The 17,621-nt window shown below is 71.3% G+C and carries 15 protein-coding genes and 1 tRNA gene; 10 read left to right on the forward strand and 6 right to left on the reverse strand.

What is annotated here, in order from left to right:
- Positions 1–411 precede the first annotated feature (411 nt).
- The 3 genes from WME76_RS42170 (at position 412) to WME76_RS42180 (ending at position 3,550) form a co-directional block, all read left to right on the forward strand.
- Entirely contained in the window at positions 412–2,094 is a 1,683-nt protein-coding gene (locus WME76_RS42170) for a carboxypeptidase-like regulatory domain-containing protein (RefSeq protein ID WP_437957805.1), read from the forward strand.
- Between the two features lie 57 nt (positions 2,095–2,151).
- Positions 2,152–3,387 (forward strand): ATP-binding protein, encoded by a 1,236-nt coding sequence (locus WME76_RS42175; RefSeq protein ID WP_437957806.1) that lies wholly within the window; start codon positions 2,152–2,154, stop codon positions 3,385–3,387.
- An 81-nt stretch (positions 3,388–3,468) separates the two neighbouring features.
- Positions 3,469–3,550, forward strand: a tRNA-Leu gene (locus tag WME76_RS42180).
- Positions 3,551–3,905: 355 nt separating this feature from the next.
- Here WME76_RS42180 and WME76_RS42185 read toward each other — a convergent pair.
- From WME76_RS42185 to WME76_RS42195, 3 genes are all read right to left on the reverse strand, one after another.
- Positions 3,906–5,543, reverse strand: a complete 1,638-nt coding sequence (locus WME76_RS42185; RefSeq protein WP_437957807.1) for an ATP-binding protein — start codon at positions 5,541–5,543, stop codon at positions 3,906–3,908.
- A complete protein-coding gene (locus tag WME76_RS42190) occupies positions 5,540–5,956 on the reverse strand; it encodes a response regulator (protein WP_061614628.1) in 417 nt (138 codons plus the stop codon). Before WME76_RS42190 ends, WME76_RS42185 begins: the two co-directional genes overlap by 4 nt.
- Positions 5,957–6,339: 383 nt before the next feature.
- A complete protein-coding gene (locus WME76_RS42195) occupies positions 6,340–9,186 on the reverse strand; it encodes a hybrid sensor histidine kinase/response regulator (protein WP_437957808.1) in 2,847 nt (948 codons plus the stop codon).
- A 552-nt stretch (positions 9,187–9,738) separates the two neighbouring features.
- Here WME76_RS42195 and WME76_RS42200 point away from each other — a divergent pair.
- The 4 genes from WME76_RS42200 (at position 9,739) to WME76_RS42215 (ending at position 11,523) form a co-directional block, all read left to right on the forward strand.
- Positions 9,739–9,903 carry a DUF1328 family protein gene (locus WME76_RS42200; RefSeq protein WP_437957809.1) on the forward strand — a complete coding sequence of 55 codons (165 nt, stop codon included), beginning with the start codon at positions 9,739–9,741 and terminating at the stop codon, positions 9,901–9,903.
- 484 nt (positions 9,904–10,387) lie between these two features.
- The gene (locus tag WME76_RS42205; RefSeq protein WP_437957810.1) at positions 10,388–10,942 is read left to right on the forward strand and encodes a hypothetical protein; all 555 of its coding nucleotides are present in this window, start codon (positions 10,388–10,390) and stop codon (positions 10,940–10,942) included.
- Positions 10,943–11,004: 62 nt separating this feature from the next.
- Positions 11,005–11,223 carry a hypothetical protein gene (locus WME76_RS42210; protein ID WP_437957811.1) on the forward strand — a complete coding sequence of 73 codons (219 nt, stop codon included), beginning with the start codon at positions 11,005–11,007 and terminating at the stop codon, positions 11,221–11,223.
- A gap of 15 nt (positions 11,224–11,238) precedes the next feature.
- Positions 11,239–11,523: a hypothetical protein gene (locus WME76_RS42215; RefSeq protein WP_437957812.1), complete on the forward strand. Its 285-nt coding sequence runs from the start codon at positions 11,239–11,241 to the stop codon at positions 11,521–11,523.
- Between the two features lie 269 nt (positions 11,524–11,792).
- Here WME76_RS42215 and WME76_RS42220 read toward each other — a convergent pair whose 3' ends face one another.
- Together WME76_RS42220 and WME76_RS42225 are read right to left on the reverse strand one after the other, a co-directional pair.
- Entirely contained in the window at positions 11,793–12,272 is a 480-nt protein-coding gene (locus WME76_RS42220; RefSeq protein ID WP_437957813.1) for a hemerythrin domain-containing protein, read from the reverse strand.
- Between the two features lie 85 nt (positions 12,273–12,357).
- Positions 12,358–12,738, reverse strand: coding sequence for a hypothetical protein (locus tag WME76_RS42225; RefSeq protein ID WP_437957814.1), 381 nt, complete (start codon positions 12,736–12,738; stop codon positions 12,358–12,360).
- A 921-nt stretch (positions 12,739–13,659) separates the two neighbouring features.
- Between WME76_RS42225 and WME76_RS42230 the strand changes: the two genes are divergently transcribed.
- From WME76_RS42230 to WME76_RS42240, 3 genes are read left to right on the forward strand one after another with little or no spacing between them, the layout of a single operon-like run.
- A complete protein-coding gene (locus WME76_RS42230) occupies positions 13,660–15,093 on the forward strand; it encodes a sigma-54-dependent transcriptional regulator (protein ID WP_433931982.1) in 1,434 nt (477 codons plus the stop codon).
- Positions 15,094–15,115: 22 nt separating this feature from the next.
- Positions 15,116–15,811, forward strand: a complete 696-nt coding sequence (locus WME76_RS42235; protein ID WP_437957815.1) for a histidine kinase — start codon at positions 15,116–15,118, stop codon at positions 15,809–15,811.
- On the forward strand, positions 15,808–16,179 hold the full coding sequence (locus tag WME76_RS42240) for a response regulator (protein WP_437957816.1): 372 nt from the start codon (positions 15,808–15,810) through the stop codon (positions 16,177–16,179). The genes WME76_RS42235 and WME76_RS42240 overlap by 4 nt, the downstream gene beginning before the upstream one ends.
- A 9-nt stretch (positions 16,180–16,188) precedes the next feature.
- Here WME76_RS42240 and WME76_RS42245 read toward each other — a convergent pair whose 3' ends face one another.
- Positions 16,189–17,619 (reverse strand): helix-turn-helix domain-containing protein, encoded by a 1,431-nt coding sequence (locus tag WME76_RS42245; RefSeq protein WP_437957817.1) that lies wholly within the window; start codon positions 17,617–17,619, stop codon positions 16,189–16,191.
- Positions 17,620–17,621: the final 2 nt, after the last annotated feature.

Raw genomic sequence — 17,621 nt, forward strand, 5'->3', positions numbered from 1 at the left:
ACGTCGGTCGCGCCGCGCCCTCTCCCGCGCCCCGCGCCCCCCGGGGCGCCGACAGCGGGCATGTCGCATCCCGTCTTACCTGACACCACGGTGTGCGCGCCCGCGCTTCGCCCTGGCGCGGTGATTGCGGCCTGGCCGCATCGCTGCGCCGAACGCGACGCGACACCGCTGTCACGGCGCTGCCGCGGCCTGCAGAGCGCGCTGCCGACAGGATGCACGCCGCGCGCTGCCCGGAACACCGGCGGCAGGTTGGCACGAACATCGCCTTCTCTCTCCACCGTGATTTTTCCCTGCGCCTGCTCGGGTGCGGACCCGTTCGGGCACCGCGTGTTTCGTTCATCTGCTCGGATCCTGCGCGCTGCGCTGCTCGCCTGCCTGCCGGGGTCGGTGGCCTGCAGCATTCCTCTCGCGATGAGCGAAGCCGGCCCCACGAACGCCTGCGACACCTCGGGCGACTGCGGCGTGGGAGCCACGTGCGCGGCGCTCGACGGGCAGCGCGCGTGCGTCTCGACCAGCGCGCACCTCGACGGGCTGATCCTGGAGGTCCGGCCGCGCCCCTCGCACGAGCTCGGCGCGGAGGTCTCTCACCTCCTCGACATCGACGCGGGCGGCACCTTCTCCCCGCACGACGCCGGCGGGCAGGTCCATCCCCTGGATCTCAACATCCCCGCGCCCGCGCGCATCGATGCAACGCTGCGCATCGGCGGCTCCTACTGCGGAGACATCGCCGGCGGGCAGTTCCCCGTGCGGGTCGAGCTCCGGCGCATCGCGCCCGTCCTCGGCCTGCCGGCGCAGAGCTACTCGGCGATCTCGGAGCCGGACGGCTCCGGCGGCCAGAAGTTCCAGCTCGCGATCCCCACCGGCGACTACCACATCTACTTGAACCCGCAGGCGTACGGCAGCTGCAGCGACGACATCCCCCCGCCGATCTTCCTGCCGAACCAGCCGATCCCCGAGGTGTGGAAGCTCGGCGTCAACGCCGAGGCGCCTGCCGTGCTTCAAGGCAGCCTGCAGGTGCCGGGGGGCGTGCGCGTCGACGGGTGGAGGCTCGATCTCGTCGACCCGCTCACCGGCAGCGTCATCTCCCAGGTCGATCGCCTCGAGCAACCCGAGCCCGGCGAGCCGGGGACGGCGACGCAGGTCGCCTTCAGCGTGAAGTTCTACTGGACCGACAAGAAAAATAGCCCGCTCATCCGGCTGCGTCCGAGGGATGGCGAGCCGCGGCCGACGGTCTACTGGGAGCTCGCCTCGATCGCGCTCCAGGGGTCCACGGGGAACCTGGACCTCTCGCTCCTCCAGCTCGACGCGGCGGCGCGCCGGGTGGAAGGTCGAACGGAGGACGTGGATGGTAACCCGGTGCTCTCCGCCATTCGCATCCAGAGCGCCGACATCGAGCGCGCGCCGACCGCCGCCTACAGGCTGGACACCGAGACGGACGCGAATGGCCTCTTCCGGGCCGACCTCCCGCCTGGCGAGTACGTCATCTTCGCGCAGCCGATCAACGACACCACCAAGGCGAAGGCCATGCAGGCGCTCAAGTTCCCGGCCGGCGACGACTGCTACTGCGGCCAGTCGGTCCTCATCCCGGAGGCCGGGACGCTGCGCGGGCGCGTCCAGGGCCCTGCCGGCGAGCTGATGGACGGCGCGGGCGTGTTCGCGGTCCCCTCGCCCGGCGAGGTCAAGACCTACCTCGGCCAGGTGCTGAGGCCCGAGCCGCTGCTCCCCCGGCAGGCGTCCGGGGTCCTGCGCAACGGCGCGTTCTCCCTCGGCGCCGACCCGGGGGAGTTCGACTTCTCGGTCCGGCCGACGCCGGGCTCTGCCTACCCGTGGCTCGTGAGGCCGCGCCTCGCGGTCGCCGCGGCCGACGCCGCGGTCACCGAGCTGGATCTCACCATGCCGTACCCGGCCGTCCTCCAGGGCGTCGTCCGCGACGAGTCGGGCGCCCGGCTCGGCGACGCGACGGTCGTGGCCTGGCTTCCGGTCCAGAGCGATGCCGCGCCGGGGACGGCCACGAGGGTCATCCAGATCGGCGAGACCCGGTCGGCGCCCGACGGCTCCTACGTCCTGCCGCTCCCCCCGTCGACGTCCCGGTGAAGTCGGAGCGAAAAAGGGCGGTACCAGCCCAGCGCGGAGCGAGATAGGCTAGCGCCCGTGGCGCAGCCGACGCGCGGTGGGACATCGGAGCCTTCAACAGAGGATGCCCTGACGCTCGCGCCTCCTCTGCGAGGCGATCCGGGGCAGCGCCCCGATCAGGGGCGCGCGGGCGAGGCCTCGCTCCCGTCAGCGCAGGAGCTCGCGGTCGCGCTGCATGAGGTCTCCAATGCGCTCACGGTCATCGTGGGCTGCATCGAGCGGGCCCAGGGCGAGCAAGGCTCCGAGCTGAGCCGCGCGCTCGGCGTCGCTGCGTCCCGCGCGCGCGACGCTCGCCGCCTGATCCGGCGGGCGATCGGCGCCGACGCGGAGGGGCGCCCCGCCGAGGACGGCGAGGTCGCGTCGAGGCCGATGGGGGAGCCGGCGCGCTCGCTCGGCGACGTCATCGACGACGCGGTAACCGGGCTCGTCCCCGAGGCGCGCCGCTCGGCGATCACGCTTCGCGCGGAGCTCGATCCCGCGGTCGCGCGGATCTCCGTGCGCAGCGGCGCTTCGGTGGTGCAGATATTGACGAACCTGCTGCTCAACGCCGTGGCGCTCTCGCCGCGCGGCTCTGCGGTGCGCGTGGACGCGAGGCTCGAAGGCGGCGCGGTGATCGTCGGCGTGGCCGACCAGGGGCCCGGGGTCCCGCCGTCGCGCCGCGCGACGCTGCTCAGCTCCGGCGTCTCGACGCGCCCGGGCGGCGCGGGCATCGGCCTTCGCCACTCCGCCGCGCTGGCCAGCGAAGCGGGCGGCGCCCTTGCGCTCGTCCCGTCGGACGAGGGCGCCCGCTTCGAGCTGCGCTGGCCCATCGAGGCCTCTCCGCGGGCGGACAGCGCGCTGTTCGACGCGGAGGTCGACGATGTGCCGCCGGCGCCGCGGAGCACGACGTCACCGGTCTCCGGCGCGGTCCTCGACGGCATCAGGATCCTGGTGGTCGAGGACGACGACGCGGTGGTGGATCTGCTCGACACCGCGCTCACCGCGCGCGGCGCGAGCATCGTCAGCGTCCAGAGCGCGGTCGAGCTCCCGGGGGCGCTCGCCTCCGGGCCGTTCCAGGCTGCGCTGCTCGACATCTCGCCGATCGAGCAGGACGTCCTCGGCACCGTCTCCGCCGTGCGCAGCGCCAACCCTGACGTGCGGCTCGTGGTCATGTCCGGCAGCGCCGGCGCGGCGCCCCTGCCGGCCAACAGCGGCGTGTCGTGGGTGCGCAAGCCGTTCGAGATCCGCGAGATCGTGGAGGCGCTCGTCCGCTGAAGCGCCGCCGTGTCACGAGGTCGAGAGGATTAGCTTGACTTCCCTGGCCGGCTGGGTAGGTTCCGTCCCACAAACGCGCTCGCGAAGGTGGCGGAATTGGCAGACGCACTAGCTTGAGGTGCTAGCGGGTAACACCGTGGGGGTTCAAGTCCCCCCCTTCGCACTGTCTTCTCTGGATCGATCGAGACTCTGACCAGCGCACGAGCGAGACAAGGGGCCCGCCTCGCTCCTTCTCCTCACATATCGAGTCTCCGCAGCCGCTGACTGTACCTCGCGCTCCAACCCGGATTCGCGAGCTCTTGACGAGCGGTTCTGCACACCTGCTTTGGGCTCACGCGTACGTCGAGCGCATGGCGTGCCTCGACGCGCGCCACGTAGCCGAGCACCGACGCTCCAGCGCCGTCCGACGAGCCGCATCCTGGCCCGGCCCGCCCGTCCCCCCCGGCCGAGCCCGCTCCGTCCGCAGCCGTACGCCTCGCGCCGCTCCCGGCGCGCTCCCCCCGGCGCCGCCGCCGCTGTCAGCTCGCCAGCGGCAGCGTGAAGTGGATCGTCGTCCCGTGTCCCGGGGTGCTCTCGACCGCCACGGTCCCGTGGTGCGCCTCGACGATGCCGCGCGCGATGTACAGGCCGAGCCCTGCGCCGGTGCGCGACTCCTGCGACGCCTTCCAGTAGCGATCGAACAGGTGTGGCTGATGCTCGGGCGGGATGCCCGGGCCCGTGTCCGCCACCGAGAAGCGCACCAGATCGGCCACCCGGCAGAGCGACACGCTCACGATCCCGCCCTTCGGCGTGAACTTCAGCGCGTTGCCGAGCAGGTTCGAGAAGACCTGCAGCACGCGATCACGGTCGGCGAGGACCTCCAGGCCCGCGTCGAGCGGCCCCTGCGTCACCCGGCAGCCCTTCGCCTCCGCGAGCGACGCGGCGGCCTCGAGCGCCTCGCGCACGAGCGCCCCGCCCCGCTCCACCCGCGGCGACACCACGAGCCGCCCCGCCTCGATGCGCGACGCATCGAGCAGATCCTCGATCAGCCGCGTCATGCGCTGGATCCCGCGGTCCATCCGATCGACGAGCTGCACGGCGTCGTCCTCCTCCCCGTCCTTCCGCTGGAGCAGATCGCTCCGCAGCAGCGACGCCGTGATCGCGATCGTGTTGAGCGGGTTCCGGAGATCGTGCGACACGATCGCCAGGAGATCATCCCGGGCGCGCGTCGCGGCCTGCGCCTCGTTGTACAGCCGCGCGTTCTCGAGGGCGACGGACGCCGACTGCGCGAGCTGCGTGAGCAGCACCTCGTCGCTCTCCACGAACGGACCGTCGCGCCGATCGAGGAGCTGGATGCTCCCGATGCACTGGCCGTCCCGCCCGCGCAGCGGCGCCGCGAGCAGCGAGCGCGGGTGCAGCTCCGACGGCGCGCGCGAGAGCACGTCGGCGCACGTGGGGTCGCTCGCGATCTCCTCGTCCGTCAGCCGGACGCTCGTGCTCCGCCGCTCGATCAGCCCGAACGCGATCTCGCGGATGCCGTCGCGATCCTCCCGCGCGGCGTACTCCTCCGAGAGCGAGACGCCCGTCATCGATCGCTGCGTCACGCCGCGCGCGGCCAGGCGCGAGACCGCCACGTTCGCGTCGAGCAGCGCGCGCGCCTCGTCCGTGGTGCGCTGGATCAGCTCGTTCAGCGAGAGCGACCTGTGGATGCGCAGCGTCGCCTCGGTGAGCTGCGCGAGCTGGTTGGCGTGGCGAGCGAGCGCCCTGCGCGCCTCGTCCTCGCGGCGCTCCGCCTCGTTGAGCCGGAGCACGTAGCGCAGGCTCTGCACCAGCCGCTCGGGCGTCAGCAGGTTCTTCGGCACGTAGTCGGCCGCGCCCCGCTTCATCAGATCGACGGCCAGCGACTCGTCGCCCTGCCCGGTCAGCATGATGAACGGCGCCGTGAGCTTCGCCTTGCGCGCCGCCTCGATCACCGCGAGCCCGTCGCCCCCCGGCAGGTAAAAATCGAGCAGCACACAGTCGATCTGCTGCTCGTACAGCACCGCGAGCGCAGAATCGACCGAATCGGCCTCCCTGATCTCGGCGTCGACGCGGCCGCTCCGCAGCGCTCGCAGGATCGCGATCCGGTCGACCGTGTCGTCGTCGACGACCAGGAGACGAACCGACCTGTGGCTCAAGGCATCTCCACGAGAGTCCAGTACCGGTTCAGTGCCGTCATCAGCTCGACGAAGCTCAGGAAAGTCACCGGCTTGAGCAGGTACCCGGCGACGTTCAGGTCGTACGCGTCCACCTTGTCGCGATCGTCGTTCGACGTCGTCAGCACGACCACGGGCGTCGCCCTCAGCGAGGCGTCGGACCGGAGCTCCCGGAGAAACTCGATGCCGTTCATCCTGGGCATATTCAGGTCGAGCAGGACGAGGCGCCGGTCCCTGGGCACCTGGGTGCTACGCAGCAGATCGAGCCCCTCGACCCCGTCGCCGGCCACCCAGAGCGGGTTCGTGATCTTGCCCCTCTCGAACGCCCTCCGGACGTTCATCACGTCGACGGTGTCGTCCTCGACCAGGATAATATTCAGGATTTTACCGTCCATCCTCGTCCTCGCTCAGGGGCAAAACGCTGGCCCGTCGATAGCATACGAGAGCTACGCTGCACGTTACGCAGGGCGATGGCGATGGAGCTGGAGGCCGGCTCACTCGTTTCCCGGGACGGAGACACCGCATACGGCCTGCTGCGCACGGGAGCCGGGCCGCGGCTCACTCGGGTTTTCCAAGAGCTCCGTTCCGACCGCGACCCGTTCCGGTCCCGTTGACGTTACCGTGGGCCAGCGGCGCCGGGAAGGGCCGAGTGAGGCGAGCGGCGGCGAGGTAGCCGCGGGTGCTCCAGACAACCCCCAGCGCGGTGCGTTGCGCCCCCACCCGGCGAGGGCGCGCCCGCGGAACGCGGGGCGTTCGCGCCGCTCCAGGGGCCGGGATCTTACGGCCAGCTCCCGCGGTTGCCCGCGCGGCCGACGAGGTGCGCCACCGCCGTTACCAGGCTGCTCGGCTCGATGGGCTTCGCCAGGTGCATCTGGAAGCCGGCGGCGATCGCCTGGCGGCGATCCTCCACGCGCGTGTACGCGGTGAGCGCGAGCGCCGGTATGCCGCTCGCGGGCACCTCGGTCCCCAGCGCGCGCAGCCGCCGCATCATCGCGTAGCCGTCCTCGCCCGGCATGCCGATGTCGCTCACCAGCACGTCGAACTCCCCCTCGCGGAGCGCCTCGAGCGCCGAGCCGGCCGAGGCGGCCTCGCGCACCGTCGCGCCGGAGCGCACGAAGATGATGCCGAGCAGCTCGCGGGCGTCGGTCTCGTCGTCGACCACGAGCACGCGGATGCCCTCGAGCAGGCGGCGGGCAGAGCCCCCCGGCGCCTCGCTCCCCCGGCGCTGCGGCGACGGCAGCGCCTGGTGCGTCTCGGCGCGGATCGGGAGCCGGATCCGGAAGCGCGCGCCCTTGCCCTCGCCGTCGCTCTCGGCGTGCACCGTTCCGCCCTGCGCCTCCGCCAGGTGCCGCACGATCGCGAGGCCGAGCCCCAGCCCGCCGTGGGCCCGCGTCATCCCGCCGTCCGCCTGACGGAACCGCTCGAACAGGAACGGCAGGAAGCTCTTCGGGATGCCCTCGCCGTTGTCCTCGACCTCGACCTCGAGCATCGCGTCGACCCGCCGGGCGCCCACCCGGACCTGGCCGCCCGAGGGCGTGAACTTCACCGCGTTCGTGAGCAGATTCCACACGATCTGCTGGAGCCGATCGGCGTCGCCGAGGAAGATGCCCACGTCGTCGACGACCCACGCGCTGACCGTCACCCCCTTCGCCAGCGCCGTCGGGCGCACCAGATCCAGCGCGGTGGCGAGCACCTGCCGCACGTCGACCGGATCGGCCCGGAGCTGCAGCTTCCCCGCGATGATCGTCGACGCGTCGAGGATGTCCTCGATGAGCTGCGACTGCGACTTCGCGTTGCGCTCGATCGTGGCGAGCCCCCGCTCGAGCGACTCGGCGTCCACCTCGCCCGTCCGGAGGATCCGCGCCCAGCCCAGGATCGACTGGAGCGGCGTCCTGAGCTCGTGCGACACCGTCGCGAGGAACTCGTCCTTGAGCCGGTTCAGCTGCTCGGCGTGCTGGCGCGCGCGCTGCTCCTGCTCGAGGAGCTGGGCGCGCTCGGCCTCGGTGCGCTTCTGCTCGGTGATGTCGTGGAACGAGATGCCCACGCCGTCGCCCAGCGCGACCGCGATGGCCCGGAACGTCTGCGGGGCGCCCTCGTGCGCGCAGAAGAGCTCGACCCGGGCGGCCTCCCCGGTCTCCACCACACGCGCGTACGTGCCGAAGGCGCTCGCGAGGGTGCTCCCTGGCATCTCCACCGACAGCCGCTTGCCCTCGAGGTCCTTGCCCCGGCCGCCCACGATCGGCCCGGTGGCCGGGTTCACGTAGACCCACTCGAAATCGGAGATCGCCCCGGACGCGTCCCGCACGCTGCGCAGGATCATGAACCCGTCGGGCGACGCCTCCTGCACGGTGCGGAACCTCGCCTCGCTCGCCCGGAGCGCCTGCTCGATCGACTTCCGCTCCGTGATGTCCGTGGCCGTGCAGGTGATGCCGACGAACTCGCCAGCGTCGTCGCTCAGCGGCTCGATCGAGATGTCGAGGTGCTGCGTGCGACCGCCGACGTGCAGGGCGATCTCGCGCCGCTGGCCGACCCCGCTGGTGAGCACCTCGCGCTTCACCCGGTCGAGCGATCGCGCCGCCTCCGGATCCTCCAGCACCTCCGCGTCGGTCTTGCCGAGCACCTCGCGCTCCGACTTGCCGAAGGAGTTGTGCATCCACGTGTAGCGGAGCTCCCGATCCTGGTTGAACACCATGACCGGCGACCCCCGGAGCGCCTTGCGGAAGCGCTCCTCGTTCACGCGGAGCGCCTGCTCCGCGCGCAGGCGCTGCGCGACGCTCTGCTGGAGCTCGAGCGCGAGGCGCTCCGCCTTCCGCCGCGCGCCGATCTGCTCGGTCACCTCGAAGGCCGTCACCATGACGCCCTCCACGGCGCCGCTCACGTCGCGCACCGGCTTGCACAGGACGTTGTACAGCCGCTCCACCAGCTCGCCGGTCCAGTGCGCGATCCGCACCGGGATCTCGTTCGCCACGCTCGGGTTGCCGGTCGTCATGACCGCCTCGAGCTGCGCGTGCAGCACCTGCCCGCGGAGCTCAGGCACCGCCTTGACGAGCGGCTTGCCGAGGAGATCGTCGCGGCCGACCATCTGACAGAAGAGCGGGTTCGCGAGCTCGAACACGAGATCGGCGCCCTTGAGCAGGCAGATCGGCGCGGGCGCCTGCGCGAGCAGCGAGCCGCTCCTGCCCCGCTCGATCTCGACGCGCTTTCGCTCGGTCTCGAGCGCCGCCAGCTGCAGGCGGGTGTGCTCCGTGACCGCCCGGGCGATGCCCGCGTCCACGCGCTCGAAGAGCGCCTCCAGATCACCCAGCGTCGGTGTGACGCCCGCATCGTGGATTTCTCGGAGGATCGAGCGACGGAGGACCCCGTACTCGCGGACCATCACGTCCAGATCGAACCCTTCCTCCCAGCGCACCTCTCCGTGCTCGCGCGCCGCCTCGTCGCCGCCGCGCGTCGTCGCGCCGTTCTCCAGGCCGGCGGCGACCTCGTCCAGGAAGCTCGGAAGCGAGTTGATGATGAGCGGCTTCGGCATGTCTCGCACCGCCGCGCTTCGCCTGCGCAGCTCGCCGACGAACCGCTCGATGATGGCCTCGCGGCGGGTCCTGATGAGCGTGGGGAGCGGGGTCGTCATGGTCGGGTCGTTCGCGACGTGGACTCCGTGTCGGCAGAGTTCACCGTCAGGAGCCTGGGCAGCGACCGGCGAGCGGTCCTGGGCGACCTGGACCACGGCTGGCGTCGGCGAGCACGACATATTCGGCGAGCTGACGGAACGCCACAAGACGCCCCGCCAGCGCAGCCCGCGCGTCGCCGGGCAGGCGACCGCCACCCAGATGGGGCTGCCGCCCCTGGCTCTCCGTCGAGCACGGCCTCGACTCGGTGGTTGTGTTGGCCCCGACTTCGACTTCGCGCGCACGCCAACGAGGGCGAGCAAGCGTTATGCCGAGCTCGTCCGCCGCCCCCACGCGACGCTGCGCGGCGCGCGACGTCACGAATGAGGCGATTTGCCGCAGCTCCTCCGGCCGGGGGCGCCGCGCGGCGGAGAGCGAAGCGGGCTGTCGATTTGGCGCGTTGGGCCTCCGTGGGCTCAGCCGTGTTGGTGAACAGGGGACGTCGCCGGCACGGTGGCTGCAACATCCCTTTATGGAAGCACTGGAACACCAGATCACCCAATTAGGAGGTTATCATGCTCAGTTGGAGTGTTGCGTTCTTTATCGTTGCGATCATCGCTGCCATCTTCGGCTTCGGCGGCATCGCCGCGGGCGCCGCCTCGGTGGCGAAGCTGCTCTTCGTCGTCTTCCTCGTGCTGGCGGTCATCTCCCTCGCGCTCGGCCGCCGCGTCCGGACCTGACGCGCACCACGCCGGTCTCGCGCGCGGCATGGGCCCTTGTCTCACAAGGGCCCACGCGGGCGCAGGCGACCCGACGCGCCAAGTCGCCCCCTCGCGCGCTCCTGCGCGCCGCCCTCTCCTCTCTTCCAAAATCTCCACAGATCCCGATGAGCTCGCCGCAGCGAGCCGGAGCGCCCGCCGCCGCGGACTTCCGGTCGATGCGGTCGTGCCGCGGGGCGATGACGCGTTGCGTTGTGGTCTGTCACGGCGACGTCGGCCGCGCTCGCCCGCACGTGCTCGCGGGCCACGATCGAGGCGATTTGTCTCGCGAGGCCGAGCGGTCTCCGCGGTTTCGCGTGGCACGCCTGTCGCAATACCGCCGTGCAGACCCCATCCCGGGCGCCGAGAGGCCCATCCCGGAAAGCTTCGATGGGGCTCTCGTATCGTGCCCGGCGTTCGCGCGGGCGCGAGGTCGAGCCTCAACCGCAGACCGGAGGAGATTGTCATGCTGACCGTCCGTACGTTCCTTCCCATCGCCATCGTCACGAGCCTCTTCGCGGGCTGCGATTCCCCCACGAACGCGCAAGCCCAGGCCGAGCGCGCGCAGCAGGAGGCGCAGCAGAAGGCGGCCGAGGTCGCCAACGAGCTCGACAAGAAGGTCGCGGACATCGACCAGCGGGCCGAGCGCGAGACCGACAAGGCGCTCCGGAAGGCCGCGGAGGAGCTCAACGAGGCGGCCGTCGAGGCGCGCGAGAAGACCGCCGAGGCCCAGGAGGAGCTCTCGAAGGCGCGCGAGGACGTGCGCGCCTCCACGACGCGCAAGATCGAGGACCTCGAGAAGGACGTCGCCGAGCTCCGCGCGAAGATGGAGAAGAAGATGTCCAGGGTCGAGGCCGACAAGGTCATGAAGGATCTCCAGGACAAGTCGGAGGCGGTCCGCAGGAGCCTGCGCGACCTCGACGCGGCGACGAGCACGAACCTCGATCAGGTGAAGAAGGGCGTGTCGGAGCGCGTGGAGGAGCTCGATCGGGCGATCCAGGAGGCGAAGCGGCGCGTCTAGCGGCGCGCCTCGTGCAAGACGTGCTTCACGACCCAGAGAGCTTCGAACATCAGGAGGACACGATGGAGAACCAGAAGGCCAATCAGCAGACCCAACCGGCGGACATCGAGGGGGAAGGCAATCACACGGCGGACCGGCGTTACCGCGAAGGCGTGGAGAGGTCGGTGAAGGGCGGCAAGATCGAGGAGCACGCGGAGGAAGCCGCCAGCGCGCTGGACGGCCCCGAGGGAGACGAGCTGCGCGAAGCCCAGGAGGCGACGCGACGCGGGCGGCCCAGCTGACCAGGCGAGCCGGCGATGATCCGCGAGCTTCGCTGCAAATCCTGTGGCCGCAGGTACATCTTCGTATCGACGGCGGCCACGCCCTGCCGGGCCTGCGGCTCGGCTCTCCAGGAGATGGAGCTCGAGCGCGGCGTCTACGAGCTCGCCTCGGAGGACGCGCCGAGCGCCGCCAAGCCTGCCCCGTCGAGCGCGGCGGACAAGATGGTGCCCGAGGATCTCGGCTACGGCGAGTCCCACGGATACGGGCCCGGCCACGGCGGCCCCACGGGCCCCGGCGACGCGCCCGCGACCAACCCTTGAGCCCGCAACCCTGCAGTCGGCTGGAGCCGGGTGCGGCCACGGACACGGAGGTCGGCTCCGTCGCCCTGGTCGTGCCCTGGCTCCCGAGGACCTCGGGACTGCACCGTCCCGGAGTAGCCGAGGAGCTCCCTTCGGAGGGCGCCGGGACGCCCGCGCCGCACGCGCACGGGCGCCTCGGGGGTCTTTCGAACCCGGCAGATGGCCGCTGGAAGCGTCAGGTGGAGGGTCGGGAGAAGAAGCTCAGCGCAGGCGCGCGGGCGCGCAGGTCGTCACGCCGCGGTCGCCGTGCGCTGCGGGGCGTGGGTCGCGCCGTGGTTGCGCCGGGAGTGGGCGATCAGCGCGTCGAAGAGCTCCAGCATCTGCTGGCCGAGCCGCTCGTTCATGTCCTCGGTCAGCTCCGCCTCGATGCGGGGCAGGAGGTCTCGCTCTTCTTCCTCGACGTGGTGCATGATCATGTCGCGCAGGGCGGTGAGCTTCGCCCTGAAGCTCGAGTCGTCCGGCGCCGTGTTGACCACGCGCCGGATCTCGAACCGCGCGACCGTATGTTCCTCGCAGGCCCCGCCGACGAGGTCAGGCTCGATCGCGAGCAGCTCCGGGAAGAGCACCACCTGCTCGGCGAGCATGTGGGCGAGCAGGTGCTTCGTGAGCTCGTCCGTCACCCGCCGGACATCGCCGATACCCGACAGGGCCAGATCGAACAGCCTCTCGGCTTCGCGGTGATGCCCCTTCAAGAGCTGTGTTGCTTTCATGCATTCTTCTCCCGGAGAACCAGCGTGGGGGTTGAGGTGTCGAGATGGATGAGGAGCCTTGTCGTGCTCTCGCGCTGCGGACCGATCATGCGGCCGCGTCGATCGCGAGGCGCGCCAGCCCTGGCAGGGGCTCGCCGCGCGGACCCTCGAGCGAGAAGGTGACCGCGCCGCTGCCGCGCAGCTCGCGCAGCGTGAGCGACAGGCCCGCGAGCTCGAGCGCCGCGGGGGCCTGAGGGTCGGAGCCAGGGCAGAGGACGACGCGCTTCACGCTCGGAAGGGCGCCGAGGACAGCGCGCAGGAGCGAGGACCGGAGCGTGAGCTTCGTCGACGACGACGTCGCGACGAACACGGCCGTGCCCACGTCCCCGAGCTGCCGGAGCTGCTCTTGCACCCGGGACTGAAAGGTCGAGGCGTGCTCGTCGGGGAGCTGAACCACCATCTGGAGATCACGCGCCTGCGTGCTCAACCAGGCAGCGCTCTCCGTCCAGGAAGCACCGGACTCAGCAATCAGCAGGCAGGTCTCGTCTCGACGCTCACTCTTCCGCCCCCTGTTTTTCATCGACGCAAGTTTTAGCAATCCGCGTGCCGTGTAGGGCTATTCACGCCTGGACGACCCCGGGAACCGAACATGGACTATCGATGTGGAATTTCGCCTCTGGGGTCGACTCGGACGGACCCGACCGTTAGGCCATCGAGCCAGCAACGGCACGCGGCGTCGGCGTGCCTCGTTTTCCGGACAGGCACGTGCCTGTTTCCCCGCGCGCCGAGCGCGCGCGCATCGCGCGTAGTCCCGCGATTTCGTTCTTCTCTCCGGCGCGCCTCGCCAGCCTCGGTCCCCTCCTCGCGCAGCGCCGGCGCGGTGGTTGTTCTCGGGGAGGGCGCTCGATGCTGGCGCGGGCGCTCGAACCCGCTCGCCCCGCTCGAGCGCGCCTGCCTCGCGTCGCGCATCGGAGCCGACGCCGTCGCGCGGCATCCGCGCGGGTCGACCCGCGCGGGTCGAGGGGTCCTCGCGCTCCTCGTCGCGCGGCCGGCGCCGTCCGCCGCGGCCTGGGTCTCCCGCGTGCGAGCGAGGCGCGCGACGTGCATTCCAGGACGGTCACGCTCCCGCTCTGTGGAAATCCAGGCTGCTCGTAAGGTGCTCCCGGCCAGCTCAGCCCCTGGAGGCGCCGCTCGCCCCGCAAACGCGCCGACCGGAGGGCGCACCGGCGCTGCGCCAGAGCCGGCGCGTGCCTGGTTGGGGCAAGAACGCGCACCTGTGGCGAAACGTCACGCGAGATAACCTCAAGGATGAGAGCGCCCCGGGCTTGATGGCGCGGTGTCTCCGTGGCACGTTCCCTGCAACTGCAGGCAGCGGTCGACCTATAGAGCTGCCGGGGAAGGACACGCGATGAGCGGCAGGATACTCGTCGTCGATGACGACGAAGCGACGTGCGATCTAGTCGAAGCCCTCCTCAAGAGGCAGGAGTTCTCCGTGGCGGCGCGCACCTCGGCCAAGAGCGCGCTCGAGCTGGTGAGCGAAGACGACTTCGACGTCGTGCTGACCGACGTCGGTATGAGCGAGATGAGCGGCCTCGAGCTGTGCGAGCGCATCCTCGGCGCCCGGCCCGACATGCTCGTCATCGTGATGACGGCGCTCGGCAGCATGGAGACCGCGATCTCCTCGATGCGCGCCGGGGCGTTCGACTTCGTCACGAAGCCGCTCGACTCCAACCTCCTCGGCCTCACGGTGTCGCGCGCCGTCCAGCACCGGCGCCTCCGATCCGAGGTGAAGCGCCTGCGCGAGGCGGCCCACGACGTCCAGCAGACCAAGGGGCTCGTCGGGCGCAGCCCCGCGATGAAGCGCGTCTACGACCTGATCGGCCGCGTGGCGCGGAGCGACGCCTCCGTCCTCGTGCACGGCGAGACCGGCACCGGCAAGGAGCTCATCGCGCGCGCGATCCACGAGGCCAGCGGCCGCCCCGGCCCGTTCGTGGCGGTCAACTGCGCCGCGGTGCCCCAGGCGCTGCTCGAGAGCGAGCTCTTCGGCCACGCGCGCGGCGCCTTCACCGACGCGAAGACCCAGCGCACCGGCCTGTTCCTGGAGGCGAGCGGCGGCACCATCTTCCTCGACGAGATCGGCGAGATGCCGCTCGAGGTGCAGCCGAAGCTGCTCCGCGCCCTCCAGGAGCGGAAGGTCCGGCCCGTGGGCTCGAACGCCGAGATCCCGTTCGACGCGCGCATCGTGACGGCGACGAACCGCGACCTCGAGACCGAGGTGTACGAGAAGCGGTTCCGCGAGGACCTCTACTACCGCGTCAACGTCGTGAAGATCGACCTGCCGCCCCTGCGCGAGCGCGGCACCGACGTGCTCCACCTGGCGATGCACTTCCTCGAGAAGTTCTCGTCGCGCAGCGGCAAGGGCGTGCTCTCGCTCTCGACGGCGGCCGCCGAGAAGCTCACCGCGTACAACTGGCCGGGCAACGTGCGCGAGCTCGAGAACAGCATCGAGCGCGCCGTGGCGCTCGCCCGATTCGAGCAGATCACGGTCGAGGATCTGCCGGAGAAGGTGCAGGCCTACCGGCCCGACCGCTTCGTCGTCGCCGTCGACGAGCCCGCGGAGATCATGACGATGGATGAGCTCGAGAAGCGCTACATCAAGCGCGTGCTCGCGCTCGTCGGGGGCAACAAGTCGCGCGCGGCCCAGATGCTCGGGTTCGACCGGCGCACGCTCTACCGCAAGCTGGAGCGCTACGGCGAGCAGGATGGATCGGGCGGGGACGAGGGCCCGGACAAGGACAAGGCCGCCAGCTCGCCCGGATCGGCGAGCTCTGCTCTGAGCTGAGCGAGGCGGTGAGGCGTAAGGAATGACGGAAAAGGCGCTGCCCGAGTCGGTGTACAAGCTGTTCGCTCGCACGGGCCACGATGTCCGCGGGCCCGCGGGCGTCGTGGCCGGGGCCCTCGACGAGCTCGAGCGCGCTCTCGGGGGCGAAACAACGGCCCGGAACGCGGCGTTCTTCACGATGGCGCGGCGGGGCGTGCGCCGCCTGCTGCGCCTCGCCGACCGCTACACCGCCGCGTCCGAGCTTGCGCGGCAGCTCGACACCCCGGTGCACTCGCTCGACCTCGAGGCGCTCGTCCGCCAGGCCGTCTCGGAAGCGTCGTTCGTCTATGGCCGGCGCCAGGTCTCGGTCGCGCTCGATCTCGCGCCGCTGCGCGGCTTCGCCCACCCGGCCTCGATGACCGCGGCGCTGGCGGACGCGCTCATGCTCGCCCTGCGCGCCGCCCGCGCGCGGGTCGCCGTGGAGCTCGCGGCGCACGGCGACAGGGCGCGCGTGGTGCTCACCAGCGACTCGGACACGGCCTCGGTGGAGGAGCTCTTCCAGGCCGCGCTCTCGCCGGACGCGGATCCGCTCGACGAGGGCGCGCTGCCCGTCCGGGTGATCGACGGCGTGCTGAGGGCGCACGGCGGCTCGGCGCGGGTCGAGCGCCTGGGCGCGGAGACGCGCATCACCCTGGAGTGGCCGCTGAACGAGGCGGATCGCAAGGCAGGTGCTCGATGAGCGCGGATCTTCCCCTGGTGCTCGTGCTCGACGACGACGACGACACGGCGGCGCTGCTCGGCATGGCGCTCCGCCGCCGGGGCTTCCGCGTCGTCGTGGCGCGCTCGTGCGAGGAGGGGCGCGCGCGGCTCGCCGACAGCGCCATCGACGCCCTGGTGACGGACGTGTCGCTGCCGGACGGCAGCGGCATCGAGCTCGTCGCGTCGATCGAGGACAAGCCGCGCGGCATCATCGTGGTGAGCGGCTTCGGGGGCGACGACGACCGCGAGAAGAGCCGGGCGGCCGGGGCGCACGCGCACCTGGTCAAGCCGGTCGACGTGGCGCGGCTCGTGTCCACGCTCAACGAGCTGCTCGGCCGGCCGAGCTGAGCGGCCGGCTCACTTGTCGACGGAGGCGTAGAACGAGACGCCCCGCCGGTTCTCGTCGAGGCGCAGCGGGTGCTGCAGCGCCGGCAGCGCGCGCTGGGCGCAGTCGAGGCGCTCGCAGGTCCGGCACGTGACCCCGACCGGGACGGCCGCGCCGGTGTTGTCGAGGTCGATGCCGTCGGCGTAGACGAGCTCGCGGGCGTAGCGCACGTCGCAGCCCATGCCGATCGACTGCACCGTGTGGGGGACGTGGTAGCCGCCGCGGTCGCTGCGCACGGTGCGCGCGATGCAGAAGTAGACGGCGCCGTCCGGCATCTGCGAGAGCTGGATCCGGATCATGCCGGGCGTCATGAGCGCGGCGTGCACGTTCCAGCGGGGGCACGCGCCGCTGAACCGCGCGAAGCGGATGCCCGAGCCGCTGAAGCGCTTCGAGATGTTGCCCGCGATGTCGATGCGGACCATGTGCATCGGCACCCCCTCGGCGCCGGGGCGGCGCAGCGTCGTCAGCCGGTGGCACACCTGCTCGAAGCTGGTGCCGAAGCGGTGCGCGAGCAGCTCGATGTCGTAGCGCTCGGCGCGCGCCGCCTCCAGGAACGGCTGGTACGGCATGAGGATCGCCGCGGCGAAGTAGTTGGCCAGCGCGACGCGGGCGAGCGCGCGGGACTCCGGGGTCGTGAGGTTCTCGTCGCGCAGGATGCGGTCGATGGCCGTCGACTGCGTGAGCAGCCCGAGCTGGTGCGCGAGCTGGAACCGGCGGCTCCGGGGCGGCAGCACCTCGGAGATGCTGAGCACCCGCCTGTCCGGGTCGTAACGCCGCATCGCCTGGCGCTCGTCCGCGACCCGCACGATGCGCACCTCGATGCCGCGCGTCGCGTGGAGGTACCGGACGAGCCCGCGGTAGACGTCATCCCCGTCGAGCTCCGCCTCCCGCCAGAGCGCCTCGGCGCCCTCCTCGATCTCCGGGAAGTGGTTCATCCGGCGCTGGATGAGGTCGCTCACCTCCTCTGACGGCAGGCGCGAGTTGTCCACCGCGACGAACCCGTCGCCCGCCAGCCGTTCCCCGAGCGTGGCCAGCGATTCACGGGTGGTCGAATACGTGCGGTACAGCGTGAGCACCGCGCGCGCGACGTTCGGCGACGTCGCGACGAGCTCGCGAAGATCCGCGTTCGTCAGCCCGTGGCTCTCGAAGATGGGGTCGCCGAACACCTCGTGGAGGTCGGCTGTGAGCCGGACATCTTCTTCCGAGGCGAAGTTCTGGAGATCGAGCTGGAATATCTGGGCAATGCGAATGAGGAGCGGCGCGGTCAACGGACGGCGGTTGTTCTCTATCAAGTTCAGGTAACTCGCCGAGACGCCGAGGCGCTCCGCCAGATCGACCTGCGTCATGTGCTCGCGGCGCCGGAGCGCGCGGACCTTGGCGCCGAGTAGAGGTGCATCGGCCATGA

Source organism: Sorangium sp. So ce119 (assembly GCF_051524405.1).
GTDB lineage: Bacteria > Myxococcota_A > Polyangia > Polyangiales > Polyangiaceae > Sorangium > Sorangium cellulosum_G.